Source organism: Streptomyces prunicolor (genome assembly GCF_045162825.1).
In the GTDB taxonomy this organism is placed as follows: Bacteria; Actinomycetota; Actinomycetes; order Streptomycetales; family Streptomycetaceae; genus Streptomyces; species Streptomyces prunicolor.
The window spans coordinates 4,997,279-5,013,220 of the sequence record NZ_CP108676.1 but is presented as its reverse complement, the minus strand read 5'-3'; the positions used below and the strand labels follow the sequence as shown (position 1 = coordinate 5,013,220).

The window sequence follows — 15,942 nt, the reverse complement described above, 5'->3', positions numbered from 1 at the left end:
TCTGACCGGCTCCACAAGGATCACCGGCTCTACGACGACGGGCGGGACCTCTCCGTGAGGTCCCGCCCGTCGTCGTAGCCGTACGACTGCTGCTCAGCCGGTGGTGGTGCCCGTCTCCGTGGCCGTCGCGCTCGCGGAGGCCGCGTCGGTCGGGGTGGCCGACGTGCTCTTGCCCGGCTTCGGGGAGGCGGAGCCGGTCGCGGTGGAGCCCGCGGCCGGCGTCGAGGGGATCGAGGTCGGGCCCCACTTGGTGAAGTAGCTGTCGGCCGGGACGACGAAGGCGCTCAGGCTCACGCCGCCGGTCCTGCTGAGGGTGAAGGTGACCTTCTGGGCGTTGCCGTCCGTGATGCCGGCGGGGTCGGTCAGCGCCGCGGAGGCGTTGCCCTTGCCGCCCAGGACGAGCGAGCCGCCGGCCGGGATCACCAGCTTGCCCTTGCCCTTCGCGGGGGTGAGCTTGGCGGTACCCACGCCGTCGACGGTGATGGAGTCCAGGGTCTGGGCGTGGCGGATGTCGGAGTTGAACAGGGTCGCGGAGATCACCGCCGGGCCCGCGGCCTCGGAGCCGGACTCGGTGAGGGGCTGGGTGATGACGAGTGCGTTCTGCACCTTGATGGTGCCGACGGAGACAGCCGCGTTGTCCGGCTTGACCTCCAGCGTCTGTGCGTCGTTGCCGGCACCGCACGCGGCGAGGGAGGCGATCGAGAACGCGATGGTGGCGGCGGCGAGGGCGCCGCGTCGAAGGCTGCTGCTCACGGCGGCGGCTACTCCTTGAACGTGGGCGGAGCAGGGCGACTCCCGAATAAAGCCGCCCTAAGTGTCTGTCAGCGGCCTTAGGTTACCGAGCCGTTCCCGCACCACCGCACCCGACCCTCCCTCAACCGGGTACCCGTGTGCCTCAAGTGACTCGCGGGTCACTTGTGCCCGACACTCGTCCGGCATTCACATAAGCAGCTCAGACGTCCGTCGGCGGATTTTCGGTGAAGAATGCACGGCGCCTCGGATAATTGATCACCGGCATCTCGACGGCCTTCGTTGATCAATTCCGGATTCGTCTCGCACCGGGCTCCGCCCACCGAACGGAGTAGCGGAAGTCGAGCACTTGGAACCAGACATTTGGGGACGTTCGTCCGCTTGGGGGCGCCTCCGGATGTGTGTAACGTACGCGTTTCACCTCGCCCGGAGAGCTGCTCCGACCTGCGAATACCCTCTTCCGCCGGGCCTCCGCAGCACGTTCCTGTTGTTGTTGTCAAGCCCCGAGATGCGCTCTGACCTGCGAAAACGCCATTCAGAACCCGCGGTTTCCGTGTTACCCTGGATAGCCACGGAAGGGGTACCTGTCACATGACGTTCAAGGTTGGCGACACCGTGGTCTATCCCCATCACGGGGCCGCGCTGATCGAGGCTATCGAAACTCGCCAGATCAAAGGCGTGGACAAGACCTATTTGGTGCTGAAGGTCGCTCAGGGTGACCTGACGGTGCGTGTGCCAGCGGACAATGCGGAGTTCGTCGGCGTACGTGATGTGGTCGGTCAGGACGGGCTGGACCGGGTCTTCGAGGTGCTGCGCGCTCCGTATGCCGAGGAGCCCACGAACTGGTCGCGTCGTTACAAGGCAAATCTCGAGAAGCTCGCCTCCGGCGATGTCATCAAGGTCGCGGAAGTCGTCCGTGACCTGTGGCGTCGTGAGCGCGAGCGCGGACTGTCCGCAGGTGAGAAGCGCATGCTCGCCAAGGCTCGCCAGATCCTGGTGAGTGAGCTCGCGCTCGCGGAGAACACGAACGAGGACAAGGCCGAGGCCCTGCTCGACGAGGTTCTCGCGTCCTGACGCAGGCGACTGGTACGCCCTGCTCAGCACACTGAAATGCCGTGGTGCCCGATGACAGCTCCCTTGTCGCCGGGCGCTTCGGCATGTTCGGGGAAATTTTCCGACGCAGATGCCGACTGCGAGCGACTCCGTCGAGGTCAGGGACTCCGACTCGGTGACTCTGTCGAACGTCGGAGAGACATCCCCCGATAATGGTGTGCCGGGCCCGGGCAGCTGGCTCGACCGGTGTCACGGAAGGGTCCGGTCAAGGCGTCGCGCCCGGCACTCCTGAGGCCATACCCACGTAGGTCGAGCACACAAACCTGACAGGAACCGATGTCTGACGATTCGCGCTCTTCGCAGGCGCAGTCCTCCGTCGCCGCCGTGATCCCGGCCGCCGGACGGGGCGTACGCCTAGGCCCGGGCGCCCCCAAAGCGCTCCGCGCGCTGAACGGCACCCCCATGCTGATCCACGCGATCCGCGCCCTGGCCGCGTCCCGCGCGGTCTCCCTGGTCGTCGTAGTGGCCCCGCCCGACGGCGCGGCCGAGGTCAAGACCCTCCTGGACGCCCACGCGCTCCCCGACCGCACCGACTTCCTCGTCGTCCCCGGCGGCGACTCCCGCCAGGAATCGGTGAAGCTCGGCCTGGACGCGCTGCCCCCCGGCCACGACATCGTCCTCGTCCACGACGCGGCCCGCCCGCTCGTCCCGGTCGACACGGTCGACGCGGTCATCGAGGCCGTACGGGACGGAGCACCCGCCGTAGTACCGGCCCTGCCCCTCGCCGACACCGTCAAGGAAGTCGAGCCGGCCGCGCACCCCGGCGACCCGGAACCGGTGGTCGCCACCCCCGAGCGCGCCCGCCTCCGCGCCGTACAGACACCGCAGGGCTTCGACCGCGCGACGCTCGTCCGCGCCCACGAGACGGTCACCGACAACGTCACCGACGACGCGAGCATGGTCGAGCAGCTCGGCCTCACGGTCGTGGTCGTCCCCGGCCACGAGGAGGCCTTCAAGGTGACCCGCCCCCTGGACCTGGTCCTCGCGGAGGCGGTCCTGGCCCGCAGGAGGCTGAACGATGGCTTCTGAGACGCCCTCGATGCCTTACCCCCTGCCGCAGGTCGGCATCGGCACCGACATCCACGCCTTCGAGGAGGGCCGCGACCTGTGGTGCGCCGGCCTGAAGTGGGAGGGCGAGGGCCCGGGCCTGGCCGGCCACTCCGACGCGGACGTCGTCGCCCACGCGGCCTGCAACGCCCTGTTCTCGGCGGCTGGGCTGGGTGATCTCGGTCAGCACTTCGGTACGGGCCGCCCCGAGTGGTCGGGCGCATCCGGGGTCACCCTCCTGACAGAGGCGGCGAGGATCGTCCGCGAGGCGGGCTTCACCATCGGCAACGTGGCCGTACAGGTGATTGGCCCGCGCCCAAAGATCGGCAAGCGAAGGGACGAAGCCCAGAAGCTGCTGTCGGAGGCGGCGGGCGCCCCGGTCTCGGTGTCGGGCGCGACAACGGACGGTCTGGGTTTCCCGGGCAGGGGTGAGGGCTTGATGGCTGTGGCGACTGCGCTGGTGGTCAAACACGGGTAAGTGGTCCTACTCAAGGGGCGCGGGGAACTGCGCGACCAGCCCCCACCGGGCCCGCAGACAACAATCAACCCAACCGTCTGAGGCACAGCCCCACGCCCACTACCCTTGTACCGTGACCATTCGCCTGTACGACACCAGCGCCCGGCAGATTCGCGACTTCACCCCGCTCACAGCGGGCTGTGTCTCGATCTACCTCTGTGGCGCCACCGTGCAGGCCGCCCCCCACATCGGCCACATCCGCTCAGGCCTGAACTTCGACATCCTCCGCCGCTGGTTCGAACACCGCGGCTACGACGTCACGTTCATCCGCAACGTCACGGACATCGACGACAAGATCATCACCAAGTCCCGTGAACAGGGCCGCCCTTGGTGGTCGATCGGCTACGAGAACGAGCGCGCGTTCAACGACGGTTACAGCGCACTCGGCTGCCTCCCGCCGACGTACGAACCGCGGGCGACCGGCCACGTCCCCGAGATGATCGAGATGATGCGCGGGCTGATCGAGCGCGGTCACGCGTACGAGGCCGACGGCAGCGTCTACTTCGACGTGCGGTCGTACCCGGACTATCTCCAGCTGTCGAACCAGGACATCGACGACCTGCGCCAGCCCACGGAGGACGGCATCACCGGGAAACGCGACCCGCGTGACTTCGCGATGTGGAAGGCGACCAAGCCGGGCGAGCCCGACTGGGAGACCCCGTGGGGCCGCGGGCGCCCCGGCTGGCACCTGGAGTGCTCGGCGATGGCGCACAAGTACCTGGGCCCCGCCTTCGACATCCACGGCGGCGGCCTCGACCTGATCTTCCCGCACCACGAGAACGAGATCGCCCAGGCCAAGGCCTACGGCGACGACTTCGCGCAGTACTGGCTGCACAACGCCTGGGTGACCATCGCCGGCGAGAAGATGGCCAAGTCGCTCGGCAACAGCGTCCTCGTCTCCGAGATGGTCAAGCGCTGGCGGCCGATCGTCCTGCGCTACTACCTGGGCACCCCGCACTACCGCTCGATGATCGAGTACAGCGAGGAGGCCCTGCGCGAGGCCGAGTCCGCGTTCGCGCGGATCGAGGGCTTCGTGCAAAGGGTCGTAGAAAAGGCCGGGGGAGTCGTCGAGCCCGCCGCCGAGGTGCCGCCGGCCTTCGCCGAGGCGATGGACGACGACCTGGGCGTCCCGCAGGCGCTCGCCGTCGTACACACCACGGTCCGGCAGGGGAATTCCGCCCTCGCCGCCGACGACAAGGAAGCCGCCGTGGCGCGGCTCGCCGAGGTGCGGGCCATGCTCGGGGTGCTCGGGCTAGACCCGCTGGACCCGCACTGGGTCGGCGAGGGCGGCGACCGCGGCGAGGACCTGCACGGTGTCGTGGACACCCTGGTCCGGATGGTTCTCGACCAGCGCGAGGCCGCCCGGGGCCGTAAGGACTGGGCGACCGCCGACGGCATCCGGGACCAGCTCAACCAGTCCGGACTCACCATCGAGGACGGCCCGCAAGGCCCGCGCTGGACCCTCGGCCCCCGCTGAACCCACCCCGATCGCACCCGGTCAACGAAGATCGACTGTGCCGCCCGGCCCTCCGGGCGGCACACTGCATAGACGTACGTACGCACCACACCCCCAGACGGGTCACACAGACAGGTAGGTCATGGCAGCCAACAACCGCCGCATGTCCGGCAAGAAGGGCGCGCAGGTCGGCAGTGGCGGCCAGCGGCGCAGGGGTCTCGAAGGCAAGGGCCCCACCCCGCCCGCCGAGGCGCGCAAGGGCCACAAGAAGAACCGCGTCGCCAACGCCAAGGCCAAGCAGGTCCAGCGCCGTCCCGCGCCGCGCGGCCGTGGCGGCAAGGGCACGTCCGAGATGGTCGTCGGACGCAACCCGGTCGTGGAGGCGCTGCGCGAGGGCGTCCCGGCGGTCACGCTCTACGTCCAGCAGTTCATCGACAACGACGAGCGGGTGCGCGAGGCGCTCCAGCTCGTCGCCGAGCGCGGCGGCATCCACCTCATGGAGGCCCCCCGCCCCGAGCTGGACCGCATGACGAACGGCCTCAACCACCAGGGCATGGTCCTCCAGGTCCCGGCCTACGAGTACGCGCACGCCGAGGACCTCGCCAACGCGGCCTACGACAAGGGCGAGGACCCGCTGATCGTCGCCCTCGACGGGGTCACCGACCCGCGCAACCTCGGCGCGATCGTCCGCTCGGCCTCCGCCTTCGGCGGGCACGGCGTCCTCGTGCCCGAGCGGCGCGCGGCCGGCATGACGGCCGGTGCCTGGAAGACGTCCGCCGGCGCCGCCGCCCGTACGCCCGTCGCCCGCGCCACCAACCTGACGCGCGCCCTGGAGGCGTACAAGAAGGCGGGCCTCGCGATCGTCGGTCTCGCGGCCGACGGTGACACCGAGGTCGGTGAACTCGCCGCGCTGGAAGGCCCGGTGGTCATCGTGGTCGGCAGCGAGGGCAAGGGCCTGTCCCGACTCGTGGGCGAGACCTGCGACTTCAGGGTCCGCATCCCGATGCCCGGCGGCGGGGAATCCCTCAACGCCGGTGTGGCGGCGGGCATTGTGCTCTACGAGGCGGCACGCAAGCGCTCCTGAACGGGCGTTCGGCACCGTCCCCCACTCGGGGCAATCTGGGCGCCGGGCACCCGCTTGACGCGGTCCGGACACTTCCGGCGAGTCAAAGCAGTGTCCTAAACACACGTCACTCGGTTAGATGAGTGTGGACACCAGAACACCCCGCACACCCACGGGGGACGGCCCGTCGGGCTTCGACGACGCTCCCGCGCTGAGCATGGTGAAGGTGCCGAGCGATCCGGCGCAGATCATCGTCAATCATGCGAGCTTCCGCGTGCAGTTGGGCGCCTCGTCGCGTCCCCCGTCGCCGCGGATCGCACGGCACCTGAGCGCCACCGAGGCCCCCGGCCGGATCCCCGCCGGCGGCGCGCGTCGCCGGCCCGTCGTCTGGAGCGGCAAGTCCGCACCGGACGACACCGGCGCCCACCGGCTGCTCCAGGCCGTGCGCGGCACGGGCGTCCGCCACGGCGACGAACCGGTCGGCGACGCCGGAGCCACGCAGGTCATCCCCCGTATCGACGGCGGCGGTTACGACGGCGACCTGACCGCGCAGACCATCGAGACCCCGCTCGTCGGCGCCCAGCGCGGCGGCGATCACGACACCGGCGAGACCCGACTCCTGCCGCCCATGCGGACGGTGGGCAGCGTCTACGACGAACCCGCCTACGGGGACGGGGAGTTCGAGGACTTCGAGGGCACGGAAAGCGAGCGCCGCACCAGACGCAACCCCAACGAGCCCGTACGGCACGCCTATTACCCGGGCCGCCGGATGAACCTCGGGGTCGTCCTCCTCCCGCTCCGCATCTTCCTCGGCTTCATCTCCATCTACGCCGGCATGGGCAAGCTGTGCGACCCCGTCTACTTCGACGGCGGCAAGCGCGGCTCCATGGTCAAGTGGCTCAACACCCTGCACCCGTGGGAAGTCGCCGAGCCACTACGGCAGTTCGCGCTCCAGCACCCGGTCGGCTCCGGACTCGTCATCGCCTTCGCCCAGGTCATCGTGGGCGTCCTCACGATCCTCGGCCTGTGGCAGCGGGTCGCCGCGATCTTCGGCGCGCTGCTCTCGGCGGCCCTGATCGTCACGGTCAGCTGGAAGACCGTCCCGGCCTACGACGCGCCCGACATCATCTATCTCGCCGCCTGGTCCCCGCTGATCATCGCGGGCGCCCCCGTGTACTCCATCGACGGCCGCCTCGCGGGCAGCGCCTGGCGCCGCCTCGGACCCCGCGTGGACATCTGGGAGTTGCGCCGCTACGTCCTGCGCCGCGGCGCCCTCATCACGGCCGTCTCCATCGGCCTCACCCTGCTGGTCGGCTCGCTGCTCGGCGGCGCGGTCCGCGACTCCAGCCGCGTGGTCGTCCCCGGCCCCGGCGAGGCCCCGCGCAACGAACTGCCGGGCACCCCGCTCCCCGGCGAACCGACCAAGGGTCGCAGCAGCAGCCCGAAGGCGTCCAAGTCCCCGTCCCAGCACGCGACTTCGGCCAAGCCGTCGGGCGCCGCGACGACCCCGGGCGCGACCCGCTCCTCCTCCGGTACGGCCACCAGCGGCGCCCCCAGCCAGACCCAGGGCACCGCGGGCCGCACCCAGCCCCAGCAGTCCTCCCCGGCCGGGCAGGCCCCGAGCACCACCTCCGGACCCACGTCCAGCGGCGGCACCAGCGGCGGCACCGGCTCCAACGGCGGCTCCAGCACCGGGGGTTCATCCTCCTCCGGCCAGCCGGGCCTGGTGGGCGGCCTGTTGGGGTAGCTGGGCCGGTGGGGGGCTTGTTGACGCGGTCGCCCACCGGCTGACCTCCGAGGAGCAGGAAGTGGGCCCGCACTTGTCGAGTGCGGGCCCACGGTTTTGCCTTTTGTCTCTAGGGGCGCGGGGCTGTGACATTAGCGGCTCCGCCGCGGGGCGCGACCAGCCACAGCGGACCGGCACCCGCAACACAACCTGACTGACCGTCAACGCCCCAGCGCAGCAAGCTCCTTGGCGGCTTCCCGCAGATCCTTCGCGGTATCGATGGCCCGCCAGTAAGCCCCTTGAGGAATCGGGAACCCGGCCAACCGCCGCTCACGAGCAAGGTGAGGGAACGTCGTCCGCTCGTGATCCCCCCGCTCCGGCAACAACCCGGCGAACTCGGGCGAGAAGACGTACACCCCCGCATTGATCGCGTACTGCGTCGGCGGCGACTCGATGAAGTCCGTGACCCGCCCGAAGCCGTCCGTCTGCACGGCCCCCCAGGGAATCCGCGGCCGAGCCAGCGCGATCGTGGCGACGGCATCGCGCTCGGTGTGGAAGTCGGCCATGTCGCGCAGCGAGAACCGGGTCCAGATGTCCCCGTTGGTGGCGTACCAGGCGCTGTCCGGCCGGGGCAGGTGCGCGGCGGCGTACTTGAGGCCGCCGCCGCGGCCCAGCGGCTCCGTCTCGACGACCGTGGTCACATCGACGGGCAGATCGGCTGTTTTCAGCCAGTCCTGCAGCACCTCGGCGAGATGCCCGCAGCTGACGACGACGTCGGTCACGCCTTCCTCGGCGAGCCAGACGAGCTGATGGCCGATGATCGGCGTCCCCGTGCCGGGGATCTCGACCATCGGCTTGGGCCGGTCGTCGGTGTACGGGCGCAGCCGGGATCCCTGGCCACCGGCCAGGATCACGGCTTGGGTGGGGCGCGACGTGGCGTTCGGATCGCTCATGACCCGAACTGTACGTGGCGGCCCCACCGTGTCTTTCGGCTGCAACCGTTCCTTAATCAGCCGTTACCGACCTCCTACTCCGACCTGCTCCTGCGGGCACCGGCTCCGGTCAGCTGTGCGCGGCCATGACCCCGGAGGCGAACGCGGTGTCGCACACGGGGCGGGCGTAGGACTGGGCGCGGGCGGCGCCGTAGATACGGACCGCGGCGCGGCCCAGTGCGCGGGCGATGGAGGTGCAGTGGGTGGCGAGCGACGGGTGGCCGTTCACCGCCTCCTGGAGGTGCGTCAGGACGACGCCGGGGTTCTTGTCCTGGAGCTCGGTCATGAGCTGGTCGCGCAGGATGTCCTGCGGGGCGCGTGCGGCGGCCCGTGAGGAGGCTCCGGCCGCCGTGACGTCCGTCGCGGTGAGCATCGAGCTGGAGGGGCTCCCCGACCAGTTGACCCGGGTGACCGCGAGGGTTCCGGAGAGCACCATGACGACGGGCAGGACGAGGGCGAGCGTGCGGCCGACCCGGCGGGCGGGGCCCCGGCCGCGTCGCGGCTGTTGGTTATTGGAGTGCTTCACGCGTGTGAGGGTAGCGTCCGGTAATGATTTGGCGACATTTAGTCACCAATTCGGGGGATGGATCGGTGCCTCGAATTGGGTAGGGCGTTGACGAACACTGCTCGAAATGACGGGTCTGCCGGGGTATTTGTCGACAGGGCCGGGCGTGGTCCGGGGGCGATGCGCAACGGAAAGGGCCCCGCGGCGAACCGCGGGGCCCTTTCCTCGAACGTTTGATCAGTCGGTGAGATCTGATCGGCGGATGAGACTTGATCAGCCGGTGAGACCTGATCCGTCAGTGGGATCTGACCAGTCGGTGAGTTCTGATCAGTCGGTGAGTTCTGATCAGTCGGTGAGGCGCTCGCCCGTGGAGGTCGAGAAGACGTGGATCTCGCCCGGACGCGGGACCACGTGGAGCGTGGAACCCTTCTCCGGCACCGAGCGGCCGCTGACGCGGACGACCAGGTCCTTGAGGACGTCGTCGACCTTGGCGCTGCCGTAGACGTACCCGTCGGCGCCCAGTTCCTCGACGACGTTCACGGAGACGGCGAGACCGGCCGGGGCGTCCTCGGAGTCCTTCGTGAGGGACTTCGCGGCCTCGCCGTTGTGCTCCTCGATGTCGAAGTGCTCGGGGCGGACGCCGACGGTGACCGTGCGGTCGCCCTTGTCGGAGGCGGCCTTGAGGGCCTCGCGGTTGACCGGGACGACCGAGTTGCCGAACTTCACGCCGCCGTCGGTGATCGGGACCTCGATCAGGTTCATGGCGGGGGAGCCGATGAAGCCGGCGACGAAGAGGTTCTTGGGGCGGTCGTACATGTTGCGGGGCGAGTCGACCTGCTGGAGCAGACCGTCCTTCAGTACGGCCACCCGGTCGCCCATCGTCATGGCCTCGACCTGGTCGTGGGTGACGTAGACGGTGGTGATGCCGAGGCGGCGCTGGAGCGAGGCGATCTGCGTACGGGTCGAGACGCGAAGCTTGGCGTCGAGGTTCGACAGCGGCTCGTCCATGAGGAAGACCTGCGGCTCACGCACGATGGCGCGGCCCATCGCGACACGCTGGCGCTGACCGCCGGAGAGCGCCTTCGGCTTACGGCCCAGGTAGTCGGTCAGGTCGAGGATCTTCGCCGCGTCCTCCACCTTCTGGCGGATCTCGGCCTTGTTGACGCCGGCGATCTTGAGCGCGAAGCCCATGTTGTCGGCGACCGTCATGTGCGGGTACAGCGCGTAGTTCTGGAACACCATGGCGATGTCCCGGTCCTTCGGCGGCAGGTGCGTGACGTCGCGGTCACCGATGCGGATGGCGCCGGCGTTGACGTCCTCGAGCCCCGCGAGCATCCGGAGCGAGGTGGACTTGCCACAGCCGGAGGGACCGACGAGGACGAGGAACTCGCCGTCCCCGACCTCGATCTCCAGACCGTCTACGGCGGGCTTCTCGGTGCCCGGGTAGATCCGGGTCGCCTTGTCGAACGAAACAGTGGCCATGATGAAGGGCCCCCTTCTACCGGCAGGAACGTGCCGGACGATCCGTTGTAGGAAGGTGGTGGTGTAGTCCACGCGAGTGAACTGGGTCAGGACGGTACCTGGCGTTTGCCTGGTCTGTCAGTACCTGAGCCCATGTGAACTTCGAGGAAATTTTCGACAGGGGGCGCCGGGGACCTGGGTACACTGCACGGGCACGTGATCGCGCGCGCCGCCGCGCACACGCAGGCCTCCTTAGCTCAGTTGGCCAGAGCAACGCACTTGTAATGCGTAGGTCGTCGGTTCGAATCCGACAGGGGGCTCAGAGGGAAAGTTGCAGGTCAAAGGCAGAAACGCGATGGGCCCCGGTCAAGATCCAGACCGGGGCCCATACACATTTTGTACATGCTGCTTTGATCGCTACGCCAGAGCGAGCGACGCATCCGCCAACGCCAGTGCGGCCTTTCGGCCCGCGTCGAGCGCGTCCGCCACCTCGTCGAGGCGATCCGGGAACAGGTGGCCGTAGACGTTCAACGTCATCGCCGCATCCTTGTGCCCGAGCATGGTCTGCACGACCTTGACGTCGGCGCCGGCCGCGATGGCGAGCGAGGCCGCGGTGTGCCGCAGCTTGTGGGGCGTTACCCCCATGCCTTCCAGGCCGGCCGCCTTAACGGCGGGATCAAAGATCCGGGCCCGGAAGTTGGCGTACCGCAGCGGCCCGCCCTCCGGGGCCGTGAACAGTAGGTCATCCGCACGCCGAGGCCGGGCCAGTGTGCCGAGTTCGTCGGCGAACGACCGGGGGAGCGGCACCGACCGCTTCTCGTGGTTCTTCACCGGCCCGAGCGCCAACTCGCCCTTGACGTCGGTGTAGTTCTGCACGATCCGTATCCGGCGCTTCGGGACCAGCAGGCGGCCGACCTTGATGGCGGACGCCTCGGCCCAACGGATGCCGCAGTACCCCAGGGTGAGGACCAGGAGCCGGTACTCGCCGGCCGCGAGCGCCAGGCGCTCCAGCTGGTCGTAAGTGAGGTAGACGTGCTCGTCCTCGTCGTCCGGCCGCGGCAGGTCGTGGTCGTGGCACGGGCTGGTGGAAATCCGCTTCGAGAACACGGCGTGCTTCATGACCATCGAGAACACCCGGTAGGTCTTGATGACGCGCTGCGGCCCGAGTATTCGACCGGACTTCCCCGGCTGGGTGCACAGCTCGGTCAGCCAGGCGGAGACGTCTTCCCACTGGATGGCCGCGACCTGCCAGTCACCCCACTTCGGGATCACGTAGTTGTCGAGCAGCTCCCGATAGTCGTGGCGCGTCGTCCGGCCGATCTTCCGCTTCGACGAGAACCACTCTTCGGCAACGACCTTGACGGCAGCCTTCCCCGACTTCGGGTCACGGTACGAGCCCTTGTCGAGCCGAGCCGTGATGGCGTGCACTTCCGCCTCGGCCTGCGGCAGCTTCTGGAACGTCTTCGCCTTGCCCTTACCGTCCGGGCCGTACCAGCGGACTCGCCACCGCCCCGGGGGCTGCCGCTTGCTGCCCTCTCGCTTGGCGGCCTGCCACTTCTCCAACGCCTCCTGGTAGTCGGCGTGGGTGGCGCGGTCCTCAATCCATACCCGGGCCATCAGTGTCCCCCTCGCCCTCGTCGCGCATCACGAACTCACCGATCGGCGGGTCTTGGCGGCTGGCGGCCAGCCGGCGCGCGGAATCCCGTCGGCGGGCTCCGTCCGCATCCTCGTAAGCCAGCGCGTCCAGGCGGCCGAGGAGGACATCCCGCATCCGTCGGTATGCGTTCGGCGGCCAGTTCGCCAGGACGAACTCAAGCAGCGCCGTATTCGGGTCGATGCCCGCAGGCATCCGAAGCGGCTGTTCGGCCGGCGGCATCCACACCCACGCCGCATCCGCAGGAACTGTTCCGGCGCCCGTCAGTTCGATGGTCTCTGCCGGGTCGTCCCGCAGCGGCAGCAGCAGAGCCTGAGGCGAAGCGCCCAGGACGGTAGCGAGTGCCATCAGGTCGTCGACAGTCACCTGCCGTTGCTGCCGCTCGATCTTGCCCACAGCTGCGGGAGTGATCGCACGACCAGCCTTCCGGAGCAGCGCCGACAACTGATAGATGGACAGCTCCCGCCGCTTCCTGAGCCGCTGAACGTTCTCGGCGACCGTTCCCGCAGTCGGGCCGTACTGGGTCGCTGGCCTGGCCTTGCGCTGCTCATCGCTCATGTCCCACAGGGTATTAGCCGGGGGTGTCCACTCCGACTTCCTGGGTGCTACTGTCGTCTCTGTCATGGGATCACTGTAGCTACTTTGGTAGTTAAGTTGAATACCTAGCAGAGGAAAGTGATGGCAGGGAAAGTCGCACAGGTGGGCAACACGGACGAACTGCTCACACCGAAAGAGGTGCACGCCGAGTACGGATTCAGCACCCAGACGCTCGCCAAATGGCGATGGATGGACATGGGGCCCGACTACATCAAGCAGTCCGCCGGCAAGGGGGGCCGCATCAAGTACCGGCGGAGCAGCATCGAGAGGTTCCTCGAAGCCCACACCGTGCAGACCGGCGGCGAGGCGGCCTGAGATGACCCGGAACAGCAACGATCCCCGAGAGGCCCTAACTCCCGGGGATCGCGAAGACCAAGCAGCGGGCGGCGGCAGGTCTGTTGCCACCGTACCGCAGCCCTCGGACAACGCACTGCCCGTCGCCCGACCCGTACCCGTCCAGACATCCGGCCGGCTGGAGTTCGCCGCGCGCTGTCCGAGCTGCCGTGACTGGCACAGGCACGTCGGCCTCGGCGAACGCCGCGCCCCATGCGGAGTCACCTACCGCCTTGAATTCAAGGGGGCGGCATGAGCGACAGCGCACAGCCCTCGTCGACGCAGTGCGGCCACTGGGTCGGAATCGAGTCCCGGTACTGCCGAGACGAGAACGGAATCCGCCGCTACCTGCCTGGCTTCCGCTGCCCGGCCCACACTCCGCGCGCCCTGAAAGGCCTGCCCGAATTCCCGCCCGGCCCCGGCTGGCCCGCACACCGAGAGGTGCAGGCATGAGCAACCACGACAAGGCGCTCGACAACGCCCTCCGGGCCGCAGCCCAGGGCTACGCCGTAGCGCCCACCACCATCAACAAGACGCCCGCCATCCCCTCCCCGCACGACAAGGGGCACAGCTGCAAAGGCGAGTGCGGCCAGCCCGGACACGGCGTGTACGACGCCACCACCAACGCGGCTGATGTACGTCGCCTGTTCCTGCTCGCCCCGAAAGCAGTCGGCTACCTGATCGCCTGCCGCGGGCGCCTCGTCGGTCTCGACCTAGACCGGAAGAACGGCGTCGACGGAGTCGCCACCGTCAACCGGCTCGCCTTCGAGCACGGCTTCGAGATCCCGCAGACTGTCACCATCTGCACGCCCTCCGGTGGCTTCCACCTGTGGCTGACCGTCCCCGACGGAATCGCTGTGCCGAACTCGGCCGGTCGCCTCGGGCCCGGCGTCGACATTCGCGGAACCGGTGGGTACGTCGTCGGACCGGGCAGCACGGGGCGTGCCGGTGAGTACGCGTTTCACCCCAAGGTCGGGTACGTCGACCCTCAGCCCGCCCCTGACGAACTGCTGCAGCTGATGCTCCCCCCGGCTCCGCCCGTACGTCAGCAGCACCGGTACGAACCCCGCGAGGGACAGTCGAGCCGTGCGCTCGAAGGGCTCGTCAACGTCGTTCTCTCGGCCCCCCAGGGCGAGCGGAACTCGAAGCTGTACTGGGCCGCCAGCAAGGCATGGGCGCACGTAGGAGACGGGCATCTCGCCGCCGCGGACGTCGAGGCCGAGCTGATCTCGGCGGCTGTCCAAGTCGGATTGAACGAGGGCGAGGCCATGCGCACCGTGGCCTCAGCCGGACGGGGGGTGGCTGCGTGACCGAGCCATACAGTCAGCCGGCCGCAACTCCCCGGCTGCGCGTCGTGCCACTGCCACGGAACTCCCACGGTGGTCACCTCGGCATGGCTGAGCGCTTCCTGGAACAGCACGCCAACGCGCTGCGGTTCGTCCACGGCATCGGCTGGCACCACTGGGACGGCGCCCGCTGGAAGCTCGACGAGGAGCGCATCGACGTCGAGGCGGCCATCGCCACCACGAAACGGGCGCTCACCGAAGTCCTCGGCCTGGCCAAGGGTCCCGAGCGCGACGCCCTGTACTCCGACGTGAAGAAGTCCGAGAGTGCCTCAGGCGTCAAGGGCATGCTTGAGCTGGCCAGCGCACTGAAGCCCATCTCAACAGCATCGCGCGCACTGGACGCCGACCCGTACTTCTTCAACACCCCCGTCGGGACCGTCGATCTGCACGAGGGATCCATCAAGGAGAACGACCGCAACGACCTGATCACGAAGGTTGCAGGGGCCGAGATCGGCGATGCGCCGAACGAGGAGTGGGAGACGTTCCTCAAGCGCATCCTGCCCGACGAGGAAGTCCGCGCGTTCGTGCAGCGGCTCTTCGGCTACGCCATGCTCGGCAAGCAGACCGAGCATGTCATGCCGATCTTTACCGGCACCGGCGCCAACGGCAAAGGCACCATCCGAGACGCCATGATCGCCGCGTTCGGGGACTACTGCATCGAGGTCGACCCAGCCCTGTTGATGGAGTCCAAGAACGAGCGGCACGGCTCGTTCAAGATGCGGCTGCGTGGCGCCCGTCTGGCCTTCTGCTCCGAGACGGAGAAGGGCCGCAAGTTCGCCGAGGCCACCATGAAGCGCCTCGTCGGCGGCGACCCGATCGAAGCCAACTACATGCACAAGAACCCGATCACCTTCGACCCGTCGCACACGCTGGTCATGCTGACGAACCATCTGCCAGCTGTCAGCGGCGACGATCCGGCCGTGTGGCGGCGCATCCTCGTCGTGCCGTTCGACGTCGTCATCCCGGAGGAGGACCGGGACGGCGAACTGCCCGAGAGGTTGAAGCAGGCGGCGCCGGCCGTACTCGCCTGGGCCTACGACGGATGGTTGCAGTACCAGCAGCAGGGGCTCAACCCGCCGGACGCGGTGCGGATCCGAACCGAGCAGTACAAGGCCGACAGCGACACACTCGGCCGCTTCCTGGCCGAGCGGACCCTCACCAATCAGCACGCCGTCGTGCGCTCACGCGAGCTGTACAGCGCATGGTCCACCTGGTGCCACCACGCCGGAATCAAGGCCGACGAAGTCGGAACGGAGGTCGCGTTCGCAGCCTCCATGAAAGCCCGCGGCTTCGAAAAGAAGTCACGCAACATCGGGGCCGTCTGGCTCGGGCTCATGCTCGCAGGCGAGGAGGAAGACGATGCTGCCTGACCTGCAACAACG

Annotated in this window: 16 protein-coding genes and 1 tRNA gene; 11 read left to right on the top strand and 6 right to left on the bottom strand. The window is 68.7% G+C overall.

Annotated features, from left to right (window positions below; translation table 11 throughout):
• Positions 1–93: 93 nt before the first annotated feature.
• A complete protein-coding gene (locus tag OG588_RS22795; RefSeq protein WP_405948927.1) occupies positions 94–753 on the bottom strand; it encodes a DUF461 domain-containing protein in 660 nt (219 codons plus the stop codon).
• Between the two features lie 588 nt (positions 754–1,341).
• Between OG588_RS22795 and OG588_RS22790 the strand changes: the two genes are divergently transcribed.
• The 6 genes from OG588_RS22790 (at position 1,342) to OG588_RS22765 (ending at position 7,693) form a co-directional block, all read left to right on the top strand.
• The gene (locus tag OG588_RS22790) at positions 1,342–1,824 is read left to right on the top strand and encodes a CarD family transcriptional regulator (RefSeq protein WP_003953493.1); all 483 of its coding nucleotides are present in this window, start codon (positions 1,342–1,344) and stop codon (positions 1,822–1,824) included.
• Positions 1,825–2,139: 315 nt separating this feature from the next.
• A complete protein-coding gene (ispD, locus tag OG588_RS22785; RefSeq protein ID WP_266858544.1) occupies positions 2,140–2,892 on the top strand; it encodes a 2-C-methyl-D-erythritol 4-phosphate cytidylyltransferase in 753 nt (250 codons plus the stop codon).
• The gene (ispF, locus tag OG588_RS22780) at positions 2,882–3,388 is read left to right on the top strand and encodes a 2-C-methyl-D-erythritol 2,4-cyclodiphosphate synthase (RefSeq protein WP_405948926.1); all 507 of its coding nucleotides are present in this window, start codon (positions 2,882–2,884) and stop codon (positions 3,386–3,388) included. The genes ispD and ispF overlap by 11 nt, the downstream gene beginning before the upstream one ends.
• Positions 3,389–3,500: 112 nt before the next feature.
• The gene (cysS, locus tag OG588_RS22775; RefSeq protein WP_398849796.1) at positions 3,501–4,904 is read left to right on the top strand and encodes a cysteine--tRNA ligase; all 1,404 of its coding nucleotides are present in this window, start codon (positions 3,501–3,503) and stop codon (positions 4,902–4,904) included.
• Between the two features lie 121 nt (positions 4,905–5,025).
• The gene (gene rlmB / locus OG588_RS22770; RefSeq protein ID WP_405948925.1) at positions 5,026–5,967 is read left to right on the top strand and encodes a 23S rRNA (guanosine(2251)-2'-O)-methyltransferase RlmB; all 942 of its coding nucleotides are present in this window, start codon (positions 5,026–5,028) and stop codon (positions 5,965–5,967) included.
• A 118-nt stretch (positions 5,968–6,085) separates the two neighbouring features.
• Positions 6,086–7,693, top strand: a complete 1,608-nt coding sequence (locus OG588_RS22765; protein ID WP_405948924.1) for a DoxX family membrane protein — start codon at positions 6,086–6,088, stop codon at positions 7,691–7,693.
• A 200-nt stretch (positions 7,694–7,893) separates the two neighbouring features.
• On the opposite strand, the gene OG588_RS22760 is transcribed toward OG588_RS22765, so the two are convergent.
• The 3 genes from OG588_RS22760 to OG588_RS22750 all read right to left on the bottom strand — a co-directional run bounded on the left by OG588_RS22760 (position 7,894) and on the right by OG588_RS22750 (position 10,651).
• Positions 7,894–8,625: an NDP-sugar synthase gene (locus OG588_RS22760; RefSeq protein ID WP_405948923.1), complete on the bottom strand. Its 732-nt coding sequence runs from the start codon at positions 8,623–8,625 to the stop codon at positions 7,894–7,896.
• A 109-nt stretch (positions 8,626–8,734) separates the two neighbouring features.
• Positions 8,735–9,190 (bottom strand): hypothetical protein, encoded by a 456-nt coding sequence (locus OG588_RS22755; protein WP_327403119.1) that lies wholly within the window; start codon positions 9,188–9,190, stop codon positions 8,735–8,737.
• Between the two features lie 324 nt (positions 9,191–9,514).
• The gene (locus tag OG588_RS22750; protein WP_366093243.1) at positions 9,515–10,651 is read right to left on the bottom strand and encodes a sn-glycerol-3-phosphate ABC transporter ATP-binding protein UgpC; all 1,137 of its coding nucleotides are present in this window, start codon (positions 10,649–10,651) and stop codon (positions 9,515–9,517) included.
• Between the two features lie 225 nt (positions 10,652–10,876).
• Between OG588_RS22750 and OG588_RS22745 the strand changes: the two genes are divergently transcribed.
• Positions 10,877–10,950: transfer RNA gene (locus tag OG588_RS22745), tRNA-Thr, on the top strand.
• 97 nt (positions 10,951–11,047) lie between these two features.
• Here OG588_RS22745 and OG588_RS22740 read toward each other — a convergent pair.
• On the bottom strand, positions 11,048–12,247 hold the full coding sequence (locus OG588_RS22740; protein WP_405948922.1) for a tyrosine-type recombinase/integrase: 1,200 nt from the start codon (positions 12,245–12,247) through the stop codon (positions 11,048–11,050).
• Positions 12,228–12,842, bottom strand: a complete 615-nt coding sequence (locus tag OG588_RS22735) for a helix-turn-helix domain-containing protein (protein ID WP_405948921.1) — start codon at positions 12,840–12,842, stop codon at positions 12,228–12,230. Before OG588_RS22735 ends, OG588_RS22740 begins: the two co-directional genes overlap by 20 nt.
• A 120-nt stretch (positions 12,843–12,962) precedes the next feature.
• Between OG588_RS22735 and OG588_RS22730 the strand changes: the two genes are divergently transcribed.
• The 4 genes from OG588_RS22730 (at position 12,963) to OG588_RS22715 (ending at position 15,930) form a co-directional block, all read left to right on the top strand.
• On the top strand, positions 12,963–13,196 hold the full coding sequence (locus tag OG588_RS22730) for a helix-turn-helix transcriptional regulator (protein ID WP_405948920.1): 234 nt from the start codon (positions 12,963–12,965) through the stop codon (positions 13,194–13,196).
• A 270-nt stretch (positions 13,197–13,466) separates the two neighbouring features.
• Positions 13,467–13,667 (top strand): hypothetical protein, encoded by a 201-nt coding sequence (locus OG588_RS22725; RefSeq protein ID WP_405948919.1) that lies wholly within the window; start codon positions 13,467–13,469, stop codon positions 13,665–13,667.
• Positions 13,664–14,524, top strand: a complete 861-nt coding sequence (locus tag OG588_RS22720; RefSeq protein WP_405948918.1) for a bifunctional DNA primase/polymerase — start codon at positions 13,664–13,666, stop codon at positions 14,522–14,524. Before OG588_RS22725 ends, OG588_RS22720 begins: the two co-directional genes overlap by 4 nt.
• Before the next feature lie 83 nt (positions 14,525–14,607).
• Complete coding sequence (locus tag OG588_RS22715) at positions 14,608–15,930, top strand: phage/plasmid primase, P4 family (protein WP_405948917.1); 1,323 nt, start codon at positions 14,608–14,610, stop codon at positions 15,928–15,930.
• The last annotated feature ends 12 nt before the right edge of the window (positions 15,931–15,942 follow it).